This is a genomic window from Schlesneria paludicola DSM 18645 (genome assembly GCF_000255655.1).
GTDB classification, from domain to species: domain Bacteria; phylum Planctomycetota; class Planctomycetia; order Planctomycetales; family Planctomycetaceae; genus Schlesneria; species Schlesneria paludicola.
The window spans coordinates 761653-787026 of the sequence record NZ_JH636436.1; the positions used below are offsets into that span (position 1 = coordinate 761653).

17 protein-coding genes are annotated in these 25374 nt (G+C 55.9%); 8 read left to right on the forward strand and 9 right to left on the reverse strand.

Annotation, left to right across the window (positions count from 1 at the left end; all coding sequences use genetic code 11):
* Window positions 1–24: 24 nt before the first annotated feature.
* Together OSO_RS50255 and OSO_RS0136705 are read right to left on the reverse strand one after the other, a co-directional pair.
* Window positions 25–3351, reverse strand: coding sequence for a hybrid sensor histidine kinase/response regulator (locus OSO_RS50255; protein ID WP_010587751.1), 3327 nt, complete (start codon window positions 3349–3351; stop codon window positions 25–27).
* Window positions 3352–3644: 293 nt separating this feature from the next.
* Window positions 3645–5207 carry a response regulator gene (locus OSO_RS0136705; RefSeq protein ID WP_010587752.1) on the reverse strand — a complete coding sequence of 521 codons (1563 nt, stop codon included), beginning with the start codon at window positions 5205–5207 and terminating at the stop codon, window positions 3645–3647.
* 486 nt (window positions 5208–5693) lie between these two features.
* Here OSO_RS0136705 and OSO_RS0136710 point away from each other — a divergent pair, with 486 nt between their 5' ends.
* Both OSO_RS0136710 and OSO_RS46575 read left to right on the forward strand, forming a co-directional pair.
* Window positions 5694–7379, forward strand: a complete 1686-nt coding sequence (locus tag OSO_RS0136710) for an L-lactate permease (protein WP_029247846.1) — start codon at window positions 5694–5696, stop codon at window positions 7377–7379.
* 97 nt (window positions 7380–7476) lie between these two features.
* On the forward strand, window positions 7477–7962 hold the full coding sequence (locus OSO_RS46575) for a GNAT family N-acetyltransferase (protein WP_010587754.1): 486 nt from the start codon (window positions 7477–7479) through the stop codon (window positions 7960–7962).
* Here the strand turns inward: OSO_RS46575 and OSO_RS0136720 are convergent.
* The 4 genes from OSO_RS0136720 to OSO_RS51205 form a co-directional block, all read right to left on the reverse strand.
* Window positions 7959–8843 (reverse strand): WD40 repeat domain-containing protein, encoded by an 885-nt coding sequence (locus tag OSO_RS0136720; RefSeq protein ID WP_010587755.1) that lies wholly within the window; start codon window positions 8841–8843, stop codon window positions 7959–7961. The genes OSO_RS46575 and OSO_RS0136720 overlap by 4 nt on opposite strands.
* A gap of 36 nt (window positions 8844–8879) precedes the next feature.
* Entirely contained in the window at window positions 8880–10229 is a 1350-nt protein-coding gene (locus OSO_RS0136725; RefSeq protein ID WP_010587756.1) for a DUF1501 domain-containing protein, read from the reverse strand.
* A 164-nt stretch (window positions 10230–10393) separates the two neighbouring features.
* Window positions 10394–11392 (reverse strand): hypothetical protein, encoded by a 999-nt coding sequence (locus OSO_RS0136730; RefSeq protein WP_157605996.1) that lies wholly within the window; start codon window positions 11390–11392, stop codon window positions 10394–10396.
* 54 nt (window positions 11393–11446) lie between these two features.
* On the reverse strand, window positions 11447–11596 hold the full coding sequence (locus OSO_RS51205; RefSeq protein WP_157605999.1) for a hypothetical protein: 150 nt from the start codon (window positions 11594–11596) through the stop codon (window positions 11447–11449).
* Window positions 11597–11645: 49 nt separating this feature from the next.
* On the opposite strand from OSO_RS51205, the gene OSO_RS0136740 reads away from it, so the two are divergent.
* From OSO_RS0136740 to OSO_RS0136765, 6 genes are all read left to right on the forward strand, one after another.
* Window positions 11646–12743, forward strand: a complete 1098-nt coding sequence (locus OSO_RS0136740) for an NHL repeat-containing protein (protein ID WP_010587758.1) — start codon at window positions 11646–11648, stop codon at window positions 12741–12743.
* A 48-nt stretch (window positions 12744–12791) separates the two neighbouring features.
* Window positions 12792–14603, forward strand: a complete 1812-nt coding sequence (locus tag OSO_RS0136745; protein WP_010587759.1) for a hypothetical protein — start codon at window positions 12792–12794, stop codon at window positions 14601–14603.
* A gap of 34 nt (window positions 14604–14637) precedes the next feature.
* On the forward strand, window positions 14638–15588 hold the full coding sequence (gene pyrF / locus OSO_RS0136750) for an orotidine-5'-phosphate decarboxylase (RefSeq protein WP_010587760.1): 951 nt from the start codon (window positions 14638–14640) through the stop codon (window positions 15586–15588).
* A 106-nt stretch (window positions 15589–15694) separates the two neighbouring features.
* Window positions 15695–16294: an HAD family hydrolase gene (locus OSO_RS0136755; RefSeq protein ID WP_010587761.1), complete on the forward strand. Its 600-nt coding sequence runs from the start codon at window positions 15695–15697 to the stop codon at window positions 16292–16294.
* Window positions 16291–17721, forward strand: coding sequence for a UDP-N-acetylmuramoyl-L-alanine--D-glutamate ligase (murD, locus tag OSO_RS0136760; protein WP_010587762.1), 1431 nt, complete (start codon window positions 16291–16293; stop codon window positions 17719–17721). Before OSO_RS0136755 ends, murD begins: the two co-directional genes overlap by 4 nt.
* A gap of 101 nt (window positions 17722–17822) precedes the next feature.
* Window positions 17823–19142 carry a BamB-related PQQ repeat family beta-propellar protein gene (locus OSO_RS0136765; protein ID WP_010587763.1) on the forward strand — a complete coding sequence of 440 codons (1320 nt, stop codon included), beginning with the start codon at window positions 17823–17825 and terminating at the stop codon, window positions 19140–19142.
* 20 nt (window positions 19143–19162) lie between these two features.
* Here OSO_RS0136765 and OSO_RS0136770 read toward each other — a convergent pair whose 3' ends face one another.
* The 3 genes from OSO_RS0136770 to OSO_RS0136780 all read right to left on the reverse strand — a co-directional run bounded on the left by OSO_RS0136770 (window position 19163) and on the right by OSO_RS0136780 (window position 25203).
* Window positions 19163–20068, reverse strand: coding sequence for a DUF58 domain-containing protein (locus OSO_RS0136770; RefSeq protein ID WP_010587764.1), 906 nt, complete (start codon window positions 20066–20068; stop codon window positions 19163–19165).
* A gap of 91 nt (window positions 20069–20159) precedes the next feature.
* Window positions 20160–21188: an AAA family ATPase gene (locus OSO_RS0136775; RefSeq protein WP_029247847.1), complete on the reverse strand. Its 1029-nt coding sequence runs from the start codon at window positions 21186–21188 to the stop codon at window positions 20160–20162.
* 61 nt (window positions 21189–21249) lie between these two features.
* Window positions 21250–25203, reverse strand: coding sequence for a hypothetical protein (locus OSO_RS0136780; protein ID WP_010587766.1), 3954 nt, complete (start codon window positions 25201–25203; stop codon window positions 21250–21252).
* Window positions 25204–25374: the final 171 nt, after the last annotated feature.

The following is a 25374-nucleotide window of genomic DNA, read 5'->3' on the forward strand; positions in this document are numbered from 1 at the left end:
TCGGCGACCACGACTTCGATTGGATCATTTGGCGGCGTCAAGAACGGCGCGGACCTTTTTTGCCAGGCCTACTGCGGTGAAGGGCTTCTGCAGCAGATTCTCGTGGGAATTCGAGACGCCGCGTTGCAAGACCGCGTCGTCTGTGTAACCCGTCATGAACAGCACTCGCAGGTCAGGACGCTGCGCACGCAGTGCGTCTGCCAGTTTTAGCCCCCCCACTTCGGGCATGACGACGTCGGTCAGCAAAAGTTGAATCGCGTCGGGATAGTCCGCTGAGACGTGTGCTGCTTCGTGACCGCCAGAGGCCTCTAGGACGTGGTATCCATTCGCTTCGAGTGCGATCCTGGCGATCTTGCGGACTGGCGGGGAATCTTCGACAAGCAGCACGGTTTCGTGACCGCGAATGGACTCGCCTGTCGGAGCGGTCTCTGGAATGTGGGAATCATCCATTGTCAGTGGAAAGAGAAATCGAAATGTGGTTCCGACACCAATGTGGCTATCGACCTGAATCGAACCACCGCATTGTTTGATGATGCCGTGGACGACGGAAAGGCCCAGTCCGCTTCCCTTTCCGACATCCTTGGTGGTGAAGAAAGGTTCGAAAATCTTGCTCTTGATGTCATCGGACATCCCTTGCCCGGTGTCAGACACCGTGAGTTCAATGTATTCACCGGGAGGCAATTGATGAACCTCAGGCTCATCGAATTGCCTTGGCGTCATGTTGTTGGTCTTGATCTGGAGCTGACCCCCATTCGGCATGGCATCCCGCGCGTTGACCACGAGGTTCATGAGTGCCTGTTCAAGCCCACCTGGTGCAGCTTTGATGCGTGCTCTCGCCGCATGCAATTCCACGCGAAGCACGATGTCTTCTTCGATCAGTCGGCGCAGCATTCCCACGGCTTTGTCGACGACGATGTTCAGGTCAATGGGTTGAGGTTCGATGACGGCCTTGCGGCTGAAAGAAAGTAGTTGACGCGTCAAATTCGTGGCACGCTCGCCAGCGTCGAGAATCGCCGTGATGCACTCTCGTTGAGACCCAGTCGTCGGCAAGTCTTTGAACAGCAATTGTCCATAACCACTGATGACCGTCAGTAGGTTATTGAAGTCGTGTGCCACGCCGCCTGCCAGTCGACCGACGGCCTCCATTTTTTGGGCTTGCTGGAACTGTGTTTCCAGCCGCTTTCGGGCAGTGATATCGCGGATGACACCGGTGAAGTGCCGCTCGCGATCCAACTGAAATTCCGTGACCGACAGTTCGACGGGGAACGTCGAACCATCGTTGCGCCGCCCCTGGACCTCGCGTCCGATTCCAATCGGTTTCGCGGTCCCGGGGTTGGCGCTCTTTGAGAGGAACTGATCGCTTTTGCTTCGAAATGGTTCGGGCATCAGCATTCGAACATTCTTGCCGAGAAGTTCTTGCATGGGATAATCGAACATCCGTTCGGTCGCTGGATTGGCCGAATGGATCGTACCTTCGACATCGATCGTGATAATCGCGTCGTTGACGCTTTCCATGACGGACCGCAGCAATCCAAAGGTTCGGTCGCGTTCCGTCAAGTCGTTGATTGCGACGACGAAGGCAGAGGGGCCATATCCCGTGATCGAGGCTCCGACGACCTGGGCCGGAAAGATGTGTCCATCCAATCTGACGGCCAGCATCTCCATTTCGGGGGCAAACTTTCCCGTCATTTGCCCGACGGCGATCCGTTTGCGGATCGCCGCGTGATAGTCGGGGTGGGCGACGATGAATGGCGATTTCCCCAGCAATTCTTCGGTGCTCGTCGCGCCCATCAGGCGAATGAACGCTTGATTGCAGAAAAGAATCTCTTTTCCGTTGTGGACGTACAGTGCCCCGGGCAAGACGTCCACAAGTCTTCGAAGTCGCTCTTCATTGTCGCGGATCGTTTTTTCCGTTCGCTTGAGCTCGGTGACGTCGCGTGTCACCGTTGCGAACCAGCTTTTGCCGGTTTCCTCAGAGATCAGAAAAACCGCCCGAAACACATCGATCAGTGCACCGGTTTTTGTGTGAAGCAACTGCATTTCGCCTTCCCAGATACCGTGTTCGCCGGCTGTGCGAACCACGGTATCCAAAAAGAACTCCTTCCATTCGGCAGGAACATAATCGGTAAAGTGCAGATTCAACAAATCCCCGGTTTCGTCCAACCCCAGCATTTTTCGGCCACCGGAATTCATAAATGTCACGGTGCCGTCCAATTCGGCGATCGCGATCAGATCACGGCTGTGCTCGATGATTTTGGCGAGCTTCCGGTGCTCGATTCGCGATTCCTTTCGAGCCGTAATGTTTTCAGAAAAGATCGCGATTCCGCCGATTTCCCCGTCGATCCGTGTCCAGGGGTGAATTTCCCAGCGAATCCACTCGATTGAGCCGTTATGAAGTTTGATGCGGTCTTCTTCGCTGCACTCCACTGCACCTGCCAGGCAGCGCTGATGGATCGCTTTCCAGCGGTCCGGGATTCCCGGAAAGACATCGTAGTGGCATTCGCCAATCACATCGTTTGCGGCAAGGGCATAGTCGTGATACCAGCGTTTGCTGACGTGCAGATATCGCATCTCACGGTCGAGCATGGCGACCGATGCGGGGGCGTGCTCGATAAATAAGCGAAGGGCTTCCTCACTGGTATGCCAATCGAGCTTTGACTGGCGGTGATCTGTCAGGTCTTCCCAGAATCCAATCGTTCCCACAACCTGGTTCTGTTGCGATAGAATGGGAACCGTACTCGTGTTGATCCAGGCCGCATTGCCACCGCGGATGGTCCATTGTTCCACACCATGGTGTTGTGCTGTTCTGGACTGAGTGACCTCGCGCACTCTTCGCTCGATGCGCCGGGCGTCCGTCGTTCGAAGAAGCGGAAGTGCGTTGACCGTCGTGCCATATAAACTCTTTGGATCCACCAGGCCAAGGAGTTCCGCGAAGGCTCGATTGCATCCAAGAATCTGAAAATTGCGATCTGTCCAGAATACTCCCTGGGACATGTTCGCGAGGATCAAGTGTGGGAGTTCCTCGTGCTCGAAGCGCGAGCTGTTGATTTGCCCTTCCGAATTCGCAGGGGATTCTTCCAATCCGCAGATGAAGGGCGCGAATTCTCTTCGCGAAACCCAGTACATCAGGGAACCTGATGCCATGGCGAACAGAATGCCAAGCCCAATGGACCATTTGGAGAAGCCCGGTATTCCTGCCTCTCCACACACAAGCAAAAGCCAGATGAGGCTGAGTGCCAGATAGACTGCGGTGATGCGATTCGGCTTTGTCCAGTTCGTGATGCGAACACCTGCCTGATGGCGACCGGGGTACATGGACGGACCGAAGTTGGCATCGTGGGACATTGGCATGAACTGGCTTTCGCGAGGCTGCTCTCGTACGTCCTGAGAATCATTTCATTGGGTTGTCAACCCGTTCGTGGAACTCGTTGTCTGTCATCGAGCAATTGTTCTGGCGTTGTCCGCGACAAGGCCGTTGTTTGTTCGTTTCAGGCAGCACCTGCAGCAGCAGGATCAGATTCCGGTGTCTCTGCAAGGCAGGTGTGTGTGACCACCACATTCTCGTGGCTTCGATCGGGCGGCTCTGGCTTGAACTGATTCAATGAGTTGTGCAAAAAGTGATGTGATTCGCCGAACGTATTTTGCTATGACGTCTTGATTCGACTATCGAACGTATTACGAATGACCATCAACAGTTCGTCGGTCGCGAATGGCTTCTGTAGAAACGCCGTGTTCGCATTCGATGGGAGGCCGGAAATGACTTCGTCCTTCATCAATCCACTCATGAATACGACAGGCAAATCGGGGTGTGTTCTCCAGAATGTTTCTGCCACCTTGCGTCCAGAAAGGCCAGGCAGGATTGAATCGACGAGCAGCATGTCAATCGGCTCTGTCTGCCGCTGTTGGATCGCTCGCGCGGCATGGGCGTCGTCGGCTTCGAGGACGCGATAACCATGAGTCTCAAGCGTAATCGTGATGTACTTGCGAATGTACGCTTCATCTTCGACAACGAGAATCGTTTCCGTTCCTGACAGGAGTTCCGCATCCCGTGTGGCAAGGGCATCCGGTTCCAGAGCTTCTATCGCTGCGGGAAGTCGGATTTCGACCTTGGTTCCATTTTCGACGGACGTCGTGGTGTCAATTCGTCCTCCGTAACGGGTGACGATCTGATCGACGGCGATAAGGGCCGATTCTGCCGTCTCGGGCAGGCCTGTCATTTCGAACTGCTCGTCGAGATGGTGCAATCGGTTTTTGGTTGTAGGGCCGCAGCCGGTGTCGGAAACGGTCAGCTTCACATAACGACCTGGAGGCAGTTCGTTGTCCTTCGGCGAGTCGGTGTTCGCGACATCGTCATGCCCTGTTTCGATTGTGACCCAACCACCTTCGGGAATGGCACTCAGGGCGTTCAGGATAAGGTTTAGAATCATCCGCTCAATCGCTTCCGGGGCCGCGTTCACTGCCGCGGGGGCCGATGACAGGCTGACAGTCATGATCACGTTGCCGCGAATCAGTCGTCGAAAAATCTGTTCTGAGTGGACGATCAGATGGTTGAGGTCAACCGAAGGGGCTTCACGCGGAACTTCTGCCAGGACTGTGCGTAAGCGACGGGTCAATTCGGTTGCTTGAGTTCGCGCGTGTTGAATCGCAACCAGGGACGAGCGATTGGGATCGCCTTCAGCGAGTTGTGAGAGTGCGTGCTTGGTCGAGAAGTAGATCACGAGCAATAAGTTATTGACGTCGTGCAGGATACTGCTGGCAAGTGACGATTGTTGATTGCTTTTGCGTAGTGCGTCTTGTGCCCGCGCACAAATGTCACTTTCGATCGCGAACTGCCGTCTTAATGTATTTAGCTCGGAAGTGCGCAGGCGGACCTCACGTTCAAGCTGGGCGTTCGCCGCGTGCAAGTCCTGATCAACGTTTTGGCCGTTGCCTTCGAACTCTGTCAGGGGGGCGGCTCGTGATGTCTCGCTCGGATAGACCTGATGGCCGAACGGATTTGTCCGATTGATTTCTTCCAAGAGTTCTGCCCCTGAATAGGCAGAGATCAGCACGATTGGATTCTCTGAATGGTGTTTCAGCCATCTGGCGATGTCTGCAGGGCGAGACCAATCCTCGGGCGCCAGTTCCTCGATCCCCGAGGCCTCTGGCGGAAGCTCAAGCACGACTTCTCGCTCAGTTCGCTTGACCGTGCTGATAAAAAAGGCCATCCGCGACCTTTCCGAGAATCGGGTTGTGGTGTTGGGCGTCGGAAATGGAACCAGGAGAACTCTTCGTCTCGATGAAAGCGCGATTGGCCTGGTTTGGCCCTGACAGACTTGGGGATTCTGAAAAAGCAGAGCGGGTATGGTGCCTATACAGGTGATCCCCGCTTCTCATTTTGGATTATGAGCACGAAATCGAGACATTGGCAAGGGGAGTCGTGTTGTTTCGCTTCAATTTAATCTGATTGCGGTGTTTTTATTTCGTGACCCGAATGCTTTCCGCCTTGATTCGGCATGGCTTGTTCCATCGGTGTATTGTCTTGCGCAGGTGATGCAATGGAGCGACGCGATTCAAGGAAATGTGTCACGTTCGAGTGGATGACTGAAGGTCCCTCGCTCAGTTTCGGTATGCTTTCTCGAATTTGTGGACGACGTGCGGTGGATCGGCAACGATGTTTGTCCGATCGGGCTTTTTTCGAGGAAATCGCAGAGATGCCTTGGGTGCAGGTTTACGATCCTCTTGGTTCATGGTGGTTGTCGACGCTTTTGGCGATGCTGCCGATTGCGATTCTTCTTGGAACACTCGCTGTTGGAGTGAGTGCTGTACGTGCGGCTCTCGCCGGGCTTGGTGCCGCTCTGCTGGTTGCCATCTGGGGGTTTGGAATGCCCGTCGGTGCCGCGTTGGCTGCGGCGGAATATGGCGCGTGCTTCGGAGTTTTGCCCATCGGATGGATCGTCGTTGCGGCGGTCTTTTTGTTTCATCTCACCGTCAGAAGTGGTCAGTTCGAGGTCGTCAAACGTTCGGTGGCTGCGATTTCGCCCGACCGCCGAATTCAGGCCCTGCTGATCGCCTTTTGTTTCGGCACCTTTATCGAGGGAGCGGCTGGATTCGGAACCCCCGTTGCCATTTGCGCCGCGCTGATGATCGGTCTGGGGTTTTCGCCAAAGTTTGCTGCGGGGCTGGCGTTGATCGCCAACACGTCGCCCGTCGCGTTCGGGGCACTTGGAACTCCCATCATTACTTTGGCGAAGGTCTCCGGGCTGGATGAAATGTTATTGTGCCAAATGGCGGGCCGGCAACTTCCGTTCTTTTCATTGATTGTCCCTGCCTGGTTGGTGATCGTCATGTCGGGATGGCGTGGAGTGATCACCTGCTGGCCCGCAATTGTTGTGTGTGGCGGGACCTTTGCCACACTGCAGTTTATCGTGGCAAACTTTCATGGTCCGGCACTTGTCGATGTCGTGGGAGGGCTAGGTTCGCTCATTGTTCTGGCAGTCATGATGCGGTTCTGGCAGCCGGCCACGATCTGGCGATTTCCTGATGAAAGGGAATCAGCACAGTCGGTCGAGGTCGCTGCATTAACGACAAAACAGGTCTTTAATGCCTGGATGCCCTGGATCTTCTTGTCTGTGTTTGTCTTCCTATGGGGCTGGCCTTCTGTGAAAGACACGTTGAACGGTGGCACACCGCAAGCCCCCAATCCTCTGAAAGGTTATTCCAAATTCAGCCTGCCGGTGAGCGGTTTGCATGACCGTGTCTATCGCACAGCGCCGATTGCTTCCGTTCTCGAAGGCGCAGATCGCACTGCAGAACCTGAAAAGGCTGTTCTCGACATTCCCTGGCTTTCCACAACGGGCACCGGGATCTTTCTGGCGGCGATCTTGACGGCCATCTGGCTACAGATCCCGGCTCGTGAGTTTGTCGCACAGTTTGGGCAAACGATTTGGGAAATGCGATGGGCTTTGGTGACGATCGCGGCCATGCTCGCCCTCGCATTCACAACCAAATACAGCGGCGGCGATGCGACGATGGGACTCGCATTCACTCGCACGGGGTGGCTCTACCCGTTCTTCGCCCCGTTGCTGGGTTGGTTGGGCGTCGCACTGACCGGCAGCGATACCTCGTCGAATGCCTTGTTCGGCAGCCTGCAGCGAATCACTGCCGAGCAGTTGGGGCTCGATCCAATCCTGATTGTCGCCTCGAACAGTACCGGTGGGGTGATGGGGAAAATGATCGATGCGCAAAGTATCGTCGTGGCGGCGGTTGCGACGGAGCAAAAAGGCGGAGAAGGTGAGATCCTGCGTTTCGTCTTCTTCCATAGTGTGGTCTTGGCTGCGTTAGTCGGTGCCCTGACGTTCATTCAAGCGTATTGGCTGACCTGGATGATTCCCGCTTGATCTGGTCCGACGCTGATTGGCGATTGCTCCGTGGCGTGGCGTCAAGATCGGACAAAATCCGGCCCATCAATACGATCAACACTTCAGGAACCGGAAAATGTTACCGGACATTCCTTCATCGCATTCGTATGGCTCCGTACGCATCGAACTGGATCGGATTGTCGATGTCGACGAGCACCGCGGGCTTGTCCCATATTACCACTTCAAGGTCCTGGACGAATCCTCCCGAGTGGTTGGCCATATCAACTTCCGGGTGGGGGATACCGCGCACTTGCGGTTGATCGCGGGGCATGTGGGCTATGAAATTCACTCCGACTTCCGCGGACACTCCTATTCCTACGACGCGTGTCTGGCGCTCTCGAGTGTCATTCGACTTTGGTACATGTCGGTCATTCTGACGGTCGATCGAGGGAATCTTGCCTCGGAACGAATTATTCAAAAGTTGGGAGCGACATTCATCGACGAAGTGCTTGTTCCGCCAGGCGATCCCGCGTTTACGGGCGTCGATCGAATCAAGCGACGCTATGAATGGATTGTGCCGTCTGGTGCAAACCCGTCGAAAGGCCACGCGGCAAGAGATTAGTCGGCAGAGACATTCCAGACATGTGTCTGCCGGTCATATCCCGCCGAAGCGAATCGTCGGTTATCGGGACTGAACGTCACCCCGTAAATCGTGTTTGAGTGCGCTTTCAGTGTCAGCAGTGGGATCTGACGCGCATGATCCCACACGCGAATTGCCCCGTCTGCACCCCCGACAGCCAACCAGCGGCCGTTGGGGGAAAACGTGATCGATTTCAATCGACCAGCGTCGGTCTCAAAGCTTGTTACTGGTTCACCCTTGGTCGTCCACACGCGAACGTTTCCGTCGGCCCCGGCCGAAGCGACCAGCGAATCATCGGAGGAAATCGCGACGCCCTCGACGGTCTTGCCATGCCCGGTCAGGGTGCAAATCGGTGAACGCGTCTCGACATTCCACAAGCGGACGGTCTGTTCGTCGCCGCCTGATGCGACCACTTTCCCCTGGCTACTGATTGCCACACATTGCACGGTGGCTTCGTGGCCAGTCAGCACCGCGAATGGTGTTACTGACGAGACATCCCACAACCGGACCGTTTTGTCGAACCCCCCGGATGCAATTAAATTGCCCGCGCGAGCGATACTGGTACACACCGGATAATCCTGGTGTCCATTGAATGTCGCGTCGACTGCACCGCCATCTGCAGCCCAAATCTTGGTCGTTCGGTCCAGACTTGTCGTTACGATACGGTCGTCCGGTAGAAATCCGACAAAGGAAACCCCATCCCCGTGTCCGCTCAGAGTCTGATGACGCTGCCCAGTGGCGACATCCCACAGTCCAACGGTATTGTCGAGGCTCGCCGTCGCCAATCTTTTGCCATCGGGTGAAAAGGCCGACCAATAGATTGCGTTGTTGTGCGTGGCTGTGAATAGACGAGTGAGATGCATGATTCCTGATCTGAACGAGAGGGAAATCGAGGCGTATCAAATCAGTTCAGGAAGTGGCTCATAAATTGGGTCGACCAGAAATTGAGGTCGGCCGGAGAGATCGGTCAATCGAGTTGTCGCCACATCGATTCCTAGGGATTTGTAGAGTGTCGCAAAAATCTCCTGGAAGTGAACGGGGCGTTCCTTGGGGTGTTCGCCGAGACGATTCGTTGACCCAATCACTTGTCCCGTGCGCAATCCGCCACCTGCCAACAGGGCACAGCCGACCTGCGGCCAATGATCGCGTCCACCGTTCTTGTTGATCACCGGCGTTCGTCCAAATTCGCCCCAGACCAGTACCGTCACATCCTTCTCGAGTCCTCGGTCACGCAGGTCGTCGAGCAATGCGGAGAGTCCATGATCGAATACAGGTAGATGATCGCGGGCGTTTTCGAAGTTCGTGCCGTGCGGCCGTCCATGCCAGTCCCAGCGCCCGTATGCCAGTGTGACAACGCGTGCACCGGCTTCGACCAGGCGCCGCGCAGCAAGCAAGTAATCGTTTGTCAGTGGCCCGGCATCGCCGTAACCCGCATTCTCGAGCGTGCCGCCGCCGTATCGCGCGCGGACGCGCGGGTCTTCTTGTTCAAGATCAAGTGCGTCCACAAGCTTGCTCGATGTCAGAATGCCGAACGCAGCCTGATACTGCGATTCCAGTCCCACGAGTGCACCGCTTTGTTCCGTGTCTCGCTTCAGCTGATCAATTTCTTCAAGCAACAGTTTACGGTTTCGCAGGCTTTCAACGCTGAGCCCATTCAACCCCAACCTTGCCTGTTCGGCGTTGGGGGCGAATGCCGCGTGCGCCTGTCCCGCGAACCCCGCCTGTCCGGGGTCACCCCATGGTGCATTCTTCATTCGCGGAGACAATCCGACGAACGGAATTGTGCCGGGACCGAGTGATCCTTGGATTCGAGACACAGCAGCGCCCAGGGATGGCCAACCGCCCGCTGGCTGACCATTCACGCTGTGGCCTGTCATACATTGAAACGCGGCGTGGCGGCCTTCAGAGCCGACCAAAGATCGAATGACTGCCAATCGATCCATGCGTTGTGACAGTTGTGGCAACAGTTCACAAACATCAATGCCAGGTACGTTGCTGGCGATTGGGGTGAATTCACCACGGATTTCGACCGGTGCATCCATCTTCAGATCGAACGTATCCTGGTGGGGTGGACCACCGGACAAGAAGACCATGATCACCGCTTTGTGTGACGAACGGCCCGACGCAGTTTCTGCCTGCAAGAGATCAGGAAGGGCTAGGCCACCCATCGCCAGCCCTCCAATTTTCAGCATCGAACGGCGACTCAGGCCATCGCAGAATCGATGTTTCGTTCCGAACACATTCAGCATGGGCAAGCCTTTGATGCGAGGCAGATCAACACAATCGCAGATCTAAAAGTATGCGTGATTTTTGCCAGATGTCCATCCTGAATCGGGGGAGGAGATCGTTTTGAAAAACCCGGCAGGCGCGACCATGGGACCATTTCGCCCCGCGAGTGTGAGGCTTGTCTCATTTACGGTTTGCGAATCGGCGTAAACGCGACATCGGCCAGGCGCTTGAGTTCGTGAGCGATCTGTTCGCCTTCGTAGAATGAGATCCAACCTTGGACCGATTGTGTCTCGCCGGGTTCACAATCGGGGACCTGCGGATCGGCATGCAGGCAGGGGCAGGGGGCGTTACCCCACGCGCGTCGGCAATGGTTGAATCCTAGAATGACCCACCGATTCCCCGCTTCACTTTTACAGGCCGCGAAAGGCGACGAGAAAATCTTGTTGTCGTTCGTCTGCGACTCGAATCCATTCAATCCCTTTAACATGCCACACATTTGAACATGCAGGCCCGTCAGTTTCTCGGGTGTGTCATTCGTGACGCTGAATTCCAGGTGGACACCGGTCTCGACCAATCTCGCTTTCGAAGTCATCGAGATCTTATTGGGGAATTCACGTGTCAGCGACAATTCATTGAAGCCATCGCGGGTCCACTCCAGGGCGGGAAGGGAAACACCTTTCTTTTGCCAAATTGTTGGCACATGCGTATGTGCCAGATACAGCAATTCTCGCTTGTCACCGACGTTGTGCCAGACAGCTTCAGGAAAGTCGATGACGACGTAGCCGCCGTCCTTCCAGGGGGGGAATATGCTGATCTTGGTTTCACGTTGTGGATGAACGGCACCTTCCAAAAAGCCGATTCGTGGATGGCGGCCTCCGGGGTATGGCATCATGGTGATTTCACCCATGCCCGGAACGGGAACGAACTGTTGCGTCGTCGACACGCCTGTTTTCGCATCGTCCAGGATCTTGAGTACGTCAGTGGCGGGCATTCCCAATGCCAAACCGATTTCCTCGGGCGAATAGTGATGCGCTTCCATATTTGCGAGCCAGTAACGCTGGTCTGTTCCATCGACCGGTCGACGTCCTTCTGTCGGCATCGGCTTCGGTTCGGCGCTTTGCAGATTGAAGGGGGCCAGCCAGAGCGTGGAGCAAAACAAGATCAAAATCGAGGTGCGCAACATCCGACGGTTCCTCATGATCAGATTCATCAAGGCGAATTCATTTCTCCGAGTCTATCAAAATCGATTGCGATCGACGTCGCCACCAACCGTTGTCCCGCTCGACAGGCTGATTCTTCGATCCTGGTCGAAATGCCGAAACTCGAGTCGAGTATTCGCTTGCAGTGAGAGGGCAACATTGGCGGCGACAAGCGGCATGGATAACATTTGACACAGATTCATTGATCGTCAACTTCTCGGATGGGGAGATTCGCTAATGAGATCGTCTTCGCTGCGGTGGGCCGTTTGCACATTGGTGGCGACGCTGTGTGTCGTCACTCAGGCGAACGCGGCCGAAATCGCGACCATCGCCGGGACGGGCGTCGATGAACATTCTGGAGACGGTGGCCCTGCGCTCAAGGCAGGGCTCAGCAATCCATTTGGACTTGAGATTGCTCCGGACGGCATGTTGTATTTTTGCGATTTCACGAATCATGTCATCCGCCGCATGGATCTTAAGACGGGGTTCCTGACGACCGTCGCCGGAACGCCGCGCAATCCTGGATTTGCGGGAGATGGTGGTCCCGCCTTGCGAGCGAAGTTCCATGAACCGCACGAAATTCGATTTGATCGAAATGGCAACTACTACATCTCGGACATGAAATCGGATGTGATTCGAAGGATCGATGCGAAGACCCAGATCATTACGACCGTTGCGGGGACGGCCAAGCCCGGATTTACGGGCGACGGCGGACCAGCGACGAAGGCCGAGTTCAACAATCCGATCGCTGTCTCGCTTGACGGTGATGCGCGATTGTTGATCTGTGATATCAAGAATCATCGCGTGCGACAGGTTGACCTTGAATCCGGTCTCGTTTCCACATTTGCAGGAAACGGTGAAAAGAATCCTGTCGTCGATGGCGCGCCGCTGTCATCGACCGCGTTTTTTGGTCCCCGTTCGCTGGCCGTGGATACCAATCACGACGTGATTCTGGTGCTGCGCGAAGGAAACGCCGTCTACCGAATCGACCGGAAGGAAAAGTCGGTACGTCACCTGGCCGGGACGGGAAAAAAGGGCTATGCCGGGGATGGTGGGGACGGCAAGTTGGCACAGGTCAATGGTCCGAAGGGGATCGCAATCGACCACCAGGGAAACATACTGCTTTGCGATACCGAAAATCACGTCATCCGCATCATCGAGAGATTGACAGGAAAGATCGACACACTGGTGGGTGACGGGACGATTGGTGACGGCCCCGACGGCAATCCTCGCCACTGCCGATTAAACCGGCCTCATGGAGTTTTCGTGGCCCTCGACGGCACGGTCTATATCGGCGACAGTGGTAATCACAAGATCCGCAAACTGACACGTTGAGCGGCCCGTGCGAATTCCGCACGTTAAACCCGCATCGAAACAGACTTCATGGCGACGCTGGCGATATTCTCGATTCGACCTTCGATCAATCCGGCGGCATTGCTGCTCGTCATGGGATTGTCTGCGGGCCATTTCGTCATCGCGGACGAGCCATCGCCAAATGTGTCAATCGACTCGGCCTCGCGACATTCCGTAGTGTCAACACTGCTCGATTCAGCACCTCGCTTCAATTGGTCAGAGTTCGGCCGTCTCGGCCGGCAATTCCGAATCAAGTTGCCACGGCAGTTCCGAGTCTCGCGATCGCAGCAACCGTTAAGGTTTGTCTCACTCGTGAATCGTGACGGCTTCTTGGGCGAACTCCTGGAATGGGGCCGCGATCACTGCTCGTTTCGCCTCTTGACTGGTCGCACAATTCAAGTTCCCACAGGCGCGATCGCCGTCATCAGTAATCCGCCCGGGGAAGTTGATCTGATCGACCAATCGTTCGATGAGAACTCAATGCGGCGCGACGATGAGGCTAAGGGGGATCGTTACGACATCCAGTCCAAAGACGGTCGCAGCATCTTGCAACTCTCTGGCGACGCTCGCTTCGAAGAGGCGTTTCCGTTGGCGCTGACGTCTGCTCGAATTGAAGTTTCATTCCAAGTGATCGCCCTCGATCAGTCTGCTCGTTCCGGTGAATGGACACTGGCGTGGGCGTCTGGTGCTCAATCCGATCCGTCCGTCACCATTCGCGTCGGCCCCCATCGACTGATTCAGGTCACGCAGTTGGTGCCAAGCAGGCCCGCGTCCGTTCAATCGTTTACTCTTGCTGAAGGATGGCACTCGTTCATTGCAATCGTCACACCCGAGAGAACGCGATTGATTGTCGATGATGCGAACCTTGCCGTGTTCGCGATACCGGATCACGCGTTGAAATCGATTCATTTTCGAGCAGCGGGCAACGCATCGAAGAATCGGTTGCAGCTGGATTCGCTTCGGGTGCGTCGGCTCGATCCACCGGATGATCAGATGTTCGCACGCGATGAATCACTGACACTGGACATGATTGCATTCTCGACGGGTGATCAACTTTTGGGACGCGTGTCGAATCTGGATCGGCACCGTGTTCGAGTTGATGCCTTTGATGAACCTCAGTCGATCCGTTGGACTCGGATTGCGGGTGTGTGTTTTGCTCAGTCTTCATCGCCGGTTCAACAATCGGGGCGGGTTCCGACGGGCATTGTCGCCGAAGTCGAGATGCAACCGCTCACGGACCGGCCTGATTGTCCGCCTGAACGCTGGACAGGAACCATCATTCAGGTCGACGAGAATGAAATTGTTCTGCACCATCCGTTGATTGGACCGATTCCCCTGAGTTGGAATGAGATTCGGCGGATCGATCCGCAATTTGTCGGGCGTTCCCTGTTGGTTGATGGACGCCGGTTTCATTTGGGGAATGCGATTCGATCTGACTTTCATCGGCAGCAACCGGATGGAACTGACTGTCTTTTGGAAATCGCTTTGGACGAGATTCCGACAGGAAAATGTGACCTCACTGTTGATGTGGCCGAACTCGAAGCGGCCGGACCCGATGCACCGCCTGCCAGTCCATTCCTGGCCGATTTGCGTGCTGGAGATTTAACGACGGAGATTTTCGTCAACGATCAAAGCGTGGGCAATCTGAATTCTCGGATTCGATTCAAAGCGACCGCACAGAATCCCGATCGAATCCAACTGGCGATTCCCCCCAGTCTGCTTAAGATTGGCCGCAATTCGATTCGTCTCAAGCAACATTCGAAGAAAGATGCGCCACGCGAATTCGACGATTGCGAAATCGGCAACGTTCGTTTGGAATTCGGGGTGGCGGAGGCCCGCTGATCTGTTTCAACCCTTTTTACAATTGAATTGATTGATGAGTATCCATTACGCGACACGACTGCATGCGGCGATGAAGGTCAAGGGAACACCAGCCCTCGTCGGACTTGACCCACGTTTGGATCAGCTTCCCCCCGATGTTCTGGCGCACGCTCGCGAACTTCACGACGATCCGGTTGCTCAAGCGGCTGCAGCTTTTGAAGAGTTTTGTGTGCGACTGATCGACGTTGTGGCTCCTCTGGTTCCCGCTGTGAAACCACAGGCGGCGTTTTTTGAAGAATGGGGACCCGACGGTTGCCTGGCGCTGGCACGCGTCATCCGCTACGCGAGACAGCAGGGGCTCATCGTCATCTGCGATGCGAAGCGGGGCGACATTGGGACGACGGCGGAAGCGTACGCACGGGCCTACCTCGCGGGGGCTGATCCACAAGCCGCCATCTGGCAGGCCGATGCGCTGACCGTCAATCCGTATCTTGGACGCGACACGCTCGAACCGTTTGTGAATGTCGCCAAAGAGCGAGGCGCCGGCATCTACGTCCTGGTGAAGACGAGTAACCCCGGTTCCGCTTCGTTTCAAGATCTGGTGTCGGGCCCCTCGACGATCTATCGGCATGTTGCGAGCGTCGTTGAAAGCCTGTCGCTGGAAACGCAAGAAGACGGATATGGGGTGGTGGGTGCCGTCGTTGGCGCGACGTACCCACAAGAACTGATCGAACTGCGGGCCGCGATGCCGCATGTTCCGTTACTCGTTCCTGGCTACGGCAGTCAGGGCGGCGGGGCCAGCGATGTGGTCGCAGCGTTCGCGAATGACGGATTGGGCGCTGTCATCAACAATTCTCGCGGCATCAATTTCGCCTTCAAGTCAAAGGCCTATGCCGAACAATTCGGTCCAAAACAATGGGAAGCAGCCGCCGAAGCGGCTACGAAACAGATGATCGCCGACCTGGCCACGGCGACGCCCGCTGTCAAGTTGGTTCGTTCCGCGTAGCCAATTTTGGTACTCAATTGGTTTTATAGAATGTGTGTCATCAGCTCTGCCGGTGCACAAGCACCATTGATCGTCGGCAGGACAGTGAAACAGTGAGATTCAAATCATGCCACGCGTTCGCGGGATCATCTTTGACATGGATGGCACTCTTGTCGATTCGCGACTCGATTACGACGCCATTCGTCGAGACATGGGGCTTCCTCAAGGAGTTCCCATTCTCGAATCGTTGATTGCGCAGCCCGAGGGGCCTGTGCGAGACCACATGCTGCAGGCGATGCGGCGTCATGAATTGGCGGGAGCCGACGAAGCCGTCTTGTTCGACGGAGTCCTTGAGTTCCTGAGTCATATCGACGAACGTGGGATTCGATCGGCCATCCTGACGCGAAATTCGCGCGAGACGACCGACCGGACTTTGTCTCGTCTGAATCTTTCCTTTACCCATGTCATCACGCGTGACGATGCGCCGCCAAAACCTGATCCGACGGCTGTCAAGAAGATCGTCGAAGAATGGGGACTGCCTGTCAGCGACGTCATCGTGATTGGCGACTATTTGTATGACCTGCACTTGGGGAGAAACGCGGGCATGCGAAGTGTATTGTTTGCCCCGAACGAGATTCCTCACTTCTCTTCTGAAGCCGATTTTATCTTGCGTCATTTCGATGAGGCGGCATCGCTGCTGAGCACACTGCACGCGAGCGACGAATGATTCCAGACCATCCCTTCGACGACTATCGTGGTCGGCGTGTCCTGGTGATGGGGCTGGGGGCGTTCGGCGGGGGGCTTGGAGCCGTCAAGTTTCTGGTCGATCGTGGTGCGGTAGTCACAGTGACCGACCTGCGATCTGCAGAGAAACTTGCCGAATCGCTCGCGGCGTTGAGTGAAACGTCACCCGATCGATTAGTGCTTGGCCGACATGATGAAGAGGACTTTCGGAACGCGGAACTGATCGTTGCGAATCCCGCCGTCAAACGAGATTGCCCCTTTCTCGTGATTGCACGATCTGCCGGTGTTCCGATCACCAGTGAGATGAATCTGTTTTGGAGATGGAACCGTGCACCGATCGTGGCGGTGACGGGCAGCAACGGAAAATCGACAACGACGGCGATGACGCATGCCATTGTCGAACGCGCTCTGTCAAAACAGCCAGGCCGGCGCGCGTGGCTCGGGGGCAATATTGGAGCCAGCCTGCTGCCGTCCGTCGATCAGATTCGGCGCGACGATCTAGTTGTCCTTGAACTCAGTAGCTTTCAGCTTGCGGATCTCAATCGCCTGCAGGTCAGTCCTCATGTTGCTGTGGTGACGAACTTTGCCCCGAACCATCTCGACTGGCACTCCGATCTGAATCACTATCGAGAATCAAAGCAGGCGATCTTGCGGTGGCAGACGCAGGGCGATGTCGTGGTGTTGAATGACGATGATCAAGACGTTGCGCATTGGCCTTTGATCGGTCGGCGGCTTGGTTTCGGTTTACGAGATATGGGAGCGTCTGGGGCGTTTTGGAATGGCAAAGGCGCCGTACTTCGGCAAAATGGCCAAGAACTCGAACTGCCGCTACGTGACTGGCTGACGTTGCCCGGGCAGCACAATGTCGCGAATGCACTCGCTGCGACGGCAGCTGCAATGTCCGCAGGAGCCGACATCGCGAGCGTTCAATTCGCACTCAAGAACTACCAGCCTTTGCCGCACCGTCTGCAGTTCGTGGGCGAGGTTGACGGGCGAAGATTTTACAATGACTCTCTGGCGACTACGCCGGAATCTAACGAGGTGGCACTTGCTGCGTTTGAGCAGCCGATTGTGCTCTTGGCAGGTGGCTACGACAAGCAGGTCGATCTCGGCCAGATGGCGATTGCAATTGCGAGACGAGTGAAAGCCGTTTCGCTGATGGGGCAAACCGCACCGTCGCTGAAGTCAATGATCACGAAATGCGAGAAAAACCGCTGCCATGTGTCAGAACCACATGTCTCATTCACCGAGGCGTTCGCCTGGGCGTATGAGCAGTCGGAACCGGGGGATGTTATTTTGCTGTCACCCGGCTGTGCCAGCTACGACTGGTTCCGCAACTTTGCCGATCGCGGGGCGCAGTTCACGCACCTTGTTCAGCGACGCATGGCGTCGAAGAATGCCGGGGAATGACGATCTGGCGAACATGATGTGTGGCTTGATGGACCCGTGACGAATCCGCGGAGTCGTCTACAATTTGTGAGATCGAAATTGTTTTTACCCAAAGGAATCCTGTGAACCTAACTCGCTCGTACCGGGGTCTGGCCACGATCGTCGTCATGATCGGTTGTATTGTCCTGACATCGATCGGTACTGCCGATGAGAAAGGGATTGCCGATTTCCCCAAGCTGTCAGTCACACGCGATTGGCCATGGTGGCGTGGACCTTCGCGAAATGGCATCGCGGATTCCACCCCGGTACCGACAACGTTCAGCGAAACAGAAAACGTGATTTGGAAGGCTCCCGTCCCCGGACGCGGGCATGCGTCCCCCACCGTCGTCGGCGACTACGTCTTCCTCGCAACCGCCGACGAGAAGCAGAAGATACATTCCGTCGTCGCATTCGATCGTGCGACCGGAAAACGATTGTGGGACACGCAAGTCAATCAGGGCGGATTTCCCGCGAAGAATCACGCCAAAAATACGGAAGCCTCTTCGACCATTGCATCGGATGGTGACCGGATCTTTGCGACGTTTTATCACCACGATCATGTGGGAGCGGTGGCGCTCGATCTGAAAGGGGAAATCCTCTGGAAGAAAGACGTTTGCAAGTTTCGTCCTCGGGCTTATGAATACGGGTACGCACCGTCACCGGTGATCTACCAGGACAAGGTGCTCATCTCGGCCGAGTACGACGGTGACAGCTTTATCACGGCACTGAATCGCGAGACCGGGGAACGTGAATGGCAATCACCGCGCCCCACGATGATTACCTTTTCGACGCCTGTAATTGCCCATGTCGGCGGCAAAGATCAGATGCTGATCAGCGGTGCACTCAAGGTCTCATCATACAGTCCAGCCGATGGTAATCCGTTCTGGACGGCCGACGGAACCACGTTTGCCACCTGTGGGACGATGGTCTGGGACGAAACGAAAAATATCGTGTTTGCCAGTGGCGGTTTTCCCAAGGCGGAAACCGTGGCCGTCAAGGCGGACGGCAGTGGAGAAGTGCTGTGGCATAACAATCAGAAGTGTTACGAACAATCGATGCTGGCATACGACGGTTACGTCTACGCGTTAACTGACAATGGCGTGATGTTCTGCTGGCGCGGGACAGATGGCAAAGAGATGTGGAAAGAACGCCTGAAGGGGCCTGTCAGCGCCTCACCTGTTCTGGCAAATGGAAATATCTACTGGGCGAATGAACTGGGCACCGTTTATGTCTTCCGCGCCACGCCAGAGAGTTTCGAACTGATCACCGAAAATCATGTGGGAACCGATTCATTCCCCAGTCCCGCGATTTGCGGCGGTCAGATCTTTCTGCGCGTGGGGAATGGGCATGGTGCTGCCCGCAAGGAAACACTGTTCTGCTTTGGTAATGCGAAGCCAAAGTAATGCTGAAGCCGTCGCGTTGATCAGCGAACGCGGACTCGCAGCCGTTCATTGAGATACTCGACCAGGTCGTTCCCTAAGTTGCGGCTGGTTTCAAGTGGTACGCGTTCAATGGCATTACGACGGCAGATTTCATCCAGCTGTGCCTCATGCCTTCGGAAGGCCATCAGATAGCCTTCGCGAACATCCTCGGCCTGCGTGAGAAACTCGTCGGTTTCTTCCAGGCCCAGGAATTTCACCATGCCATTGAATTCAAACGACCGTTCGTGTGGATGCAGAATCTGGAACAGCACGATTTCGTGTCGACTGTATTTCATTCCGTGCAGGGCCGTTTCCAATGCCCCGAGGTCGGTCAAGAAATCGCTGAAGATGATCACGATCTCACGCCGTCCCATCCGTGCCGTCAGGTCCATCAGACACTCGGCCATTTTTGTTTTCTCAACAGGCGAGATCTGATCGAGGTGATTTATCATCCGATACAGTTGAGTCAGCGATTTGCCGGGCGGAACAGAGTCTCGGACCTGATCATCAAACGTGGCGAGTGAAACCTTGTCATTGCGTCCAATAATCGAGTAACCCAATGTCATCGCCGCATGAGCGGCGTACAGCAGTTTCTGTTGCGATTCGTCGCCGTAGCGCATCGACGCACTGATGTCGAGCAATAGATGGCAGACAAAGTTCGTCTCCATCTCGTACTGTTTGACCGAGAGTCGGTCGCGTTTGTAGTACAACCGCCAGTCAACGTGGCGAGGGTCGTCACCGGGAATGTAGTCACGATGCCCGGCAAACTCGACCGCAAAGCCGCTCAGTGGAGATTTGTGCGACCCCGCCAGATTGCCGACGACCAGCCCGTGTGGTTCGATCGGTCGGTCTGCGACGCGTTTGAGATACTCTGGATTGAGATATCGCGAAAGAATGCTGGAAGACATCGGAGTCCTTTCGAATTGTCAAAGTCTTCCAATAGGGCACGAACCAAAGAACATCGCCGGACTGCGAATTCCAACCCCTGGTCGTTGTCCTTCAGTTGGGGCGGACAAATGGTTTGTCGATCGGAATTTGCTCCATCAGCATCGCGATGATTTTTTCACTGGTGATCTCGGCCGCTTGAGCGGCATAGTTTGGTGCAATCCGATGGCGCAGGGCACCGGGTGTCACCGCTTGAACATCGCCGATCGTCGCGTGATATCGTCCATGCAGGATCGCACGGGCTTTGGCACAGGTCACCAGTGTCAGCACACCGCGCGGGCCTGCTCCCCAGTTCACCCACTTGTTGACGAATTCGGGGGCTTCGGCCGTGCCGGGCCGCGAAGCGCGGACCAGCGCGTGAGCGTACCCTAAGACATGATCGCTGACTGGCACCCGCAGTACGAGTTGCTGAAACGAGAGGATTTCGTCCGCCGACAGGACGGCCTGGATTTGTCCCAATTTGCCCGAGGTGACTCGACGTGCCACTTCCCATTCATCCGCGGCAGAAGGGTAGCTCACGCGGATATGCAGTAAAAATCGGTCGAGCTGTGCTTCAGGCAGGGGGTATGTGCCTTCTTGTTCCAAAGGGTTCTGCGTCGCAAGAACAAAAAACGGACTCGGAAGTGCATGGATCGTGCCGCCGATTGAGACTTGGCGTTCCTGCATCGATTCGAGCATCGCGGCTTGGGTCTTCGGCGGGGTTCGATTGATCTCGTCCGCCAGAATCATGTTGGCAAACAGCGGACCCGGCAGGAACCGGTACTCGCGATTGCGCGTTTCGAGATTCTCTTGGATGACATCCGTCCCCGTGACATCGCTCGGCATCAGATCGGGAGTGAACTGGATTCGTTTGAATGACAGGTGTAGTGCCTGTGCAAGCGAACTCACTAGCAGCGTCTTCGCCAGACCAGGGACGCCTTCCAGCAGGGCATGTCCGCGAGCGAGAATCGCGATGAGCACCTGTTCAATGACGTCTTGCTGGCCGACAATTGCCTTGCCAAGTTCATCACGCAACGACAGGTACATTTTCGCGCAGGTTGCGACCGCAGCCACATCGTCCACGGTCAGTTCATCAGTTGTCATATTGTCGGGGCACCAAATCGATCGAAATCGGGTCACATCACAGAATGCACATTCATCATAGTTAATCCACGCTCTGAAAGTACTTCTTCAGCCGTTCTTCATATGTGCGAGGTCCTTTTTGGCCGATGCCAGCACGCAGGGAATTTCGAAGTTCTGGCGGCAGTTTGGCGAACCAGGCATCCTCCTTCAGTGCTTTGGTATTCACGTTCTCGTCCGTCTGTCTGGATTCCCCCGATGCTTGACCTTTGGCTTCTGTGCCTTCGGGTTGCTGATCAATCATTCCGTCTTTGACTTTCTGATTGACTCCGCTGGCGTTGTTTCCTTTTGCCAGCTTGGACGATCGCCCTGATTCGCTCAACTGAGATTCATTTTGTTCCGTGTCGTTGCTGTCCCCCGGAGGAGCTTTTGAATCCGCATCGGATTGTTGCGAAGGGGGAAGTTGCGCAGTGAGTGCTTGTCTTGCGGCATGGATCGCGTCAGCCCCTGCCATCATTTCTGCGGTCAGATCGGGTGACTGTGAGATGAAGCCCGTTCCGAGCCCATTGGGGTTTTTCCCCGCGGGTGCCCCGCGCGCGTTCGATCCTTCGCGTCGTTCGCTTCCTGTTTTTTCGCCTGCTTTGGAGCCATTTGCATCGGCCACTTGAGACGCCTCTGCGTCTTGTTGTTGTGGCGTCCCGAACGGATTATCGTTCTCCGCGGACGCCTCGCGCATCTCATCGGTATTCTCAGGCGAATTGATTCCCTGTTCCGTTCCGACGAATTTTGCCGCGAGTTCGAGTGCTTCGCGCAGAGGAGGATTGGCGATTTCGATCTGGCCTGATAGCTCCACCGCCGCTTGTCCTGTTGCACGTTGCGCATCGACAAATCGTCGTCGTGCCTCGTTGAGCTTATGAGCGGCGGCTCGCTGTGCCGTAGCGGACACTTCTTGTCGTGACGCCATCGCCATTCGCTCCAGTTCCAGCGCCTGCTCGGTGATGGTCGTCGTTGCTGCTTGTTGCCGCTTAATCGAAGCCGAGACCGATTCTGCGATCGCCAAGTCATGTCGGACTTCTTGCTCGCGTGCTCCCAATTCTGCAACCGCCTGCTCCAGCCCCAGCGTCACGCGGCCAATTTCCGCGGCGATGTGCCGGGCAGAGAGATCCGATTTCGTGTCTCGCCCGACCTTGGCGATCGCCTCTCGGATTGCGGCGCTTGCCGATGGCTCGACAACCTCGACGCGCTTCGCCACGTCGAGATTCTGGGCAGACTGCTGCGCCATCTGTTGTGATTGTGTGACCACCATCTGTTGAATCGTCTGATTGAGTACGTCTCGCGTCTGCACCAATTCTGTCAGAGCCTTCGCCTGTTCTTCGGCAGAGTGAAGGGTGTCGTTCGACAGCGCCGTAGTGGCATCTGCCATCGCCTGGAATGCGGCCGTTAGCTTTTCACTCGTTTCACCTGGGATGGCCGTGAGTCTTTGCTGAGCGACGGTGACGACCTTCGTGACCTCGGCTTGAGCCTGCTTGTTGGGTGGATTGCGTAACTCGTCGCTCATCGCCTGTGCGACATTCTGCTGCGCCAGCGACATCGCGGCCTTGAGCGTGGTTTGAATTCTCGCACGAGACTCTTTGGCCGCAGTGGCGTCTCTGGCCAGGGTCTGTTTTGCAGCGTTGGTTGCGGATTGCTCGACTTCGTCAATTGACGTGAGCAATTGTGTGACTCGTTCGTGTTCCTTGGTGGGCGCGGCTTTTAGCATCGCTCGGACGGCCGCCGCTACGGCACGAGCCTTTTCGGCGACTTCCGCTTGGACGGTTGTTGCTTTCAGATCCGTGTTTTCAATGGAAGAATTCACGTCGAGTACGACATCCGCAATTTCCTGAGTATTCAGGACCTCTTGGATGGCACTGGCCACACTCATTGCATCAGCCGCTCTGTGGTGTCCTTGAGCACGGAGTTGTTCCTGGATCGCTCGATCAAGGTCGAGTCGAACTTGTTCCAGTTGGTTCGGCAGATCCTGAGTGGGCATCTGATCGACGGCAGTTTCAACCGCCGTCCGAAGCTCGGAGAGTCGTGCTGCTTGTTCGGTGGAAAGCAGCGTCAATTCGTCGGCGGTAAGCACAATCTGTTCACGAAGATCCTGTGCGGAGCTGGCAAGGTGTTGTGCGATGGACGTCGCCGTCTCCAGCGATTTTTGAACCCCATCGGGCGATGTGATTGCCATTGTCAAAACGTCACCGCCGTTGAGCGTTCTCGCACGGCTTGCGTTATTGGCGACGCTTTTGGCCAGATCAGGTGTCATGCGCGCCAACGCCGTCGCAATTCGATCGGCCACCTCAGCGACGTGATTCTGTCGCGCAGAAAGTTCCTTAGCTCGTTCGATTCCTTCAACCATCGCCGTTCGGCCGCCATCCATCAGACCGACGGTGTCCTTCACGATCGATCGCTGTTCCGCAGCTGTACGCTCAAGAACCTCGGCAGAGCGAGTCAGTTCTCCAATTCGGATGGCGAGACTGATGCGACGGGCCTCGATCAATGTACGGTCGATCGTGGCTTTGGCTTGCTTTACGGCGGACAGCGATTCGGTCCTCGTCGGATTGCCATCTGACGGTTCGATGTGGTCCGTCGGAGGTAACCCGCCCGAATCCGCGGCCTTCGAGCTGAGAGCGTCGGTGACCTCGGTGAGTGCCACGCGGACGAAGTCGGGCCAGGGATTCTGTTCGTCCTGGGGCTGGATCAATACTCTGAGCTCACGAACGATTCTTGCGAATTCGGATGATGATGCCTCGGTTCCCGAAACATCATTCTTTTCGATCGCATCTGCCAGTTCCTTTTGGACGTTCGTCAGGATCCGCACTGTTTGTGAAAGGTCGTCCGCCGACTGGTCGCGCGACAGATAAGGCGCATCGTCAGAGACCGCGCGTTCGAGTGCAGCGAGACTTCCCAGGACTCGTCCCTGGTCAGTGATGGCCTGCGGAAGTTTGTTTTCGAGCAGATTGCTGGCGGCGTCGAAAACGGCGGCATCGGCTTGTTGCCGGTATGCATCGGCCTTCGCATGAGTGGCAACGTGCTCGTGCAGTCGCGAAATGCCGCCCTGAAGTTGAACCTGTTGTTCAACCAGCTCCGCGGGTGGGGCTTGCGGCGAAGTCAATAACTTTGTCTGATCGCGCAGTTGTTTCTGGCGTTCAATCAGCGCACGAACAATTTCACGTGCGGTTGCGTTCTCGGTATCGATAGTCCCTTGTGCCCGACCGATGAGTCTCAGCAGTTCTTTCAGGCCATTCACGACGAACGTCTGTGCTTCGTTCGCCGATTCCAATTGGATCGCCTGCAGCAAGCGGCTGGCACTGTCGACTTGCCTGTCCAATTCAAGAACAGTCAGAATTCTCAATCCGTCAGCGGCAATGACAGCATTCGGCCCCCGCCGAGTTTTCATGTCATGCAGGGTCTCGATCAGATGCCGGTATAGTTCATGAATATCGCGCTGATCTTCGATTGCTTTGAGTGTCTGAGCACCCTGGTCGCTCGAGGTATCACGTCTGATCAATTGCGCGGTCGAGGATTGCACCATGGCCTGCTGTTGAATCAGCTTTCGGACTTGATCCGCCAGATCAAAAATCTTCAAGCGCTGTAGCAACAATTGTCGCTCGACGGTCAATTGCCGTACGACCTGTCGGATCTGAAGGCGGGCCTCCTTAAACGCTTCGTCGCGCTGTGCAGGCGGCAATTGTCGCGCCTTTCGTAGTGTGTCGACAATTCTCTGCATGTCGCTCGCGACCAAATTCTGCAGGTTCCGTCGCATCAGTTGCACGTCGCGATAGATCTCGTGCTCGGTCAGCCCGTTTTCTTCCAACTGTCTTAGTTGGACATGCAATACGCTGGCGAGCAGATCCGCGGTTTGGACTTGAGCGCGTTGCTGCTCGTCCAATGTACGGTCAATCGTTTCGCGATCGATGCGCTGTGCGAAGGCGGACACCCCGATCACGCTGACCGTCAGGCCCGCAATCCAATTCGTGATTCGTCCTCTCGTAAGTGACACCGTCCAACTCCGCGATCGGGTTCTGCTTTTTCAAGGGAAATCGTCGCACGGTGAGGTCGCCTTGCCAACGGCTGAACGGTCCGTTCGCGTGAAAAGTTCGGCAAATCGATTGAGCCGCAGCGTGTTGACATCAAGGAGACGGGCACTTTGCGGAGCCAGTCTTCTTGATGT

Bases quoted from the DNA above. Each gene is read 5' to 3' on its own strand.
- pyrF (WP_010587760.1), top strand. From the start codon at position 14,638: ATGAGTATCCATTACGCGACACGACTGCATGCGGCGATGAAGGTCAAG.
- OSO_RS0136745 (WP_010587759.1), top strand. From the start codon at position 12,792: ATGGCGACGCTGGCGATATTCTCGATTCGACCTTCGATCAATCCGGCG.
- OSO_RS0136775 (WP_029247847.1), bottom strand. From the start codon at position 21,188: ATGACAACTGATGAACTGACCGTGGACGATGTGGCTGCGGTCGCAACC.
- OSO_RS0136710 (WP_029247846.1), top strand. From the start codon at position 5,694: ATGCCTTGGGTGCAGGTTTACGATCCTCTTGGTTCATGGTGGTTGTCG.
- murD (WP_010587762.1), top strand. From the start codon at position 16,291: ATGATTCCAGACCATCCCTTCGACGACTATCGTGGTCGGCGTGTCCTG.
- OSO_RS0136725 (WP_010587756.1), bottom strand. From the start codon at position 10,229: ATGCTGAATGTGTTCGGAACGAAACATCGATTCTGCGATGGCCTGAGT.
- OSO_RS51205 (WP_157605999.1), bottom strand. From the start codon at position 11,596: ATGTTATCCATGCCGCTTGTCGCCGCCAATGTTGCCCTCTCACTGCAA.
- OSO_RS0136770 (WP_010587764.1), bottom strand. From the start codon at position 20,068: ATGTCTTCCAGCATTCTTTCGCGATATCTCAATCCAGAGTATCTCAAA.
- OSO_RS46575 (WP_010587754.1), top strand. From the start codon at position 7,477: ATGTTACCGGACATTCCTTCATCGCATTCGTATGGCTCCGTACGCATC.
- OSO_RS0136705 (WP_010587752.1), bottom strand. From the start codon at position 5,207: ATGGCCTTTTTTATCAGCACGGTCAAGCGAACTGAGCGAGAAGTCGTG.
- OSO_RS0136730 (WP_157605996.1), bottom strand. From the start codon at position 11,392: ATGTTGCGCACCTCGATTTTGATCTTGTTTTGCTCCACGCTCTGGCTG.
- OSO_RS0136755 (WP_010587761.1), top strand. From the start codon at position 15,695: ATGCCACGCGTTCGCGGGATCATCTTTGACATGGATGGCACTCTTGTC.
- OSO_RS50255 (WP_010587751.1), bottom strand. From the start codon at position 3,351: ATGCCAATGTCCCACGATGCCAACTTCGGTCCGTCCATGTACCCCGGT.
- OSO_RS0136720 (WP_010587755.1), bottom strand. From the start codon at position 8,843: ATGCATCTCACTCGTCTATTCACAGCCACGCACAACAACGCAATCTAT.
- OSO_RS0136740 (WP_010587758.1), top strand. From the start codon at position 11,646: ATGAGATCGTCTTCGCTGCGGTGGGCCGTTTGCACATTGGTGGCGACG.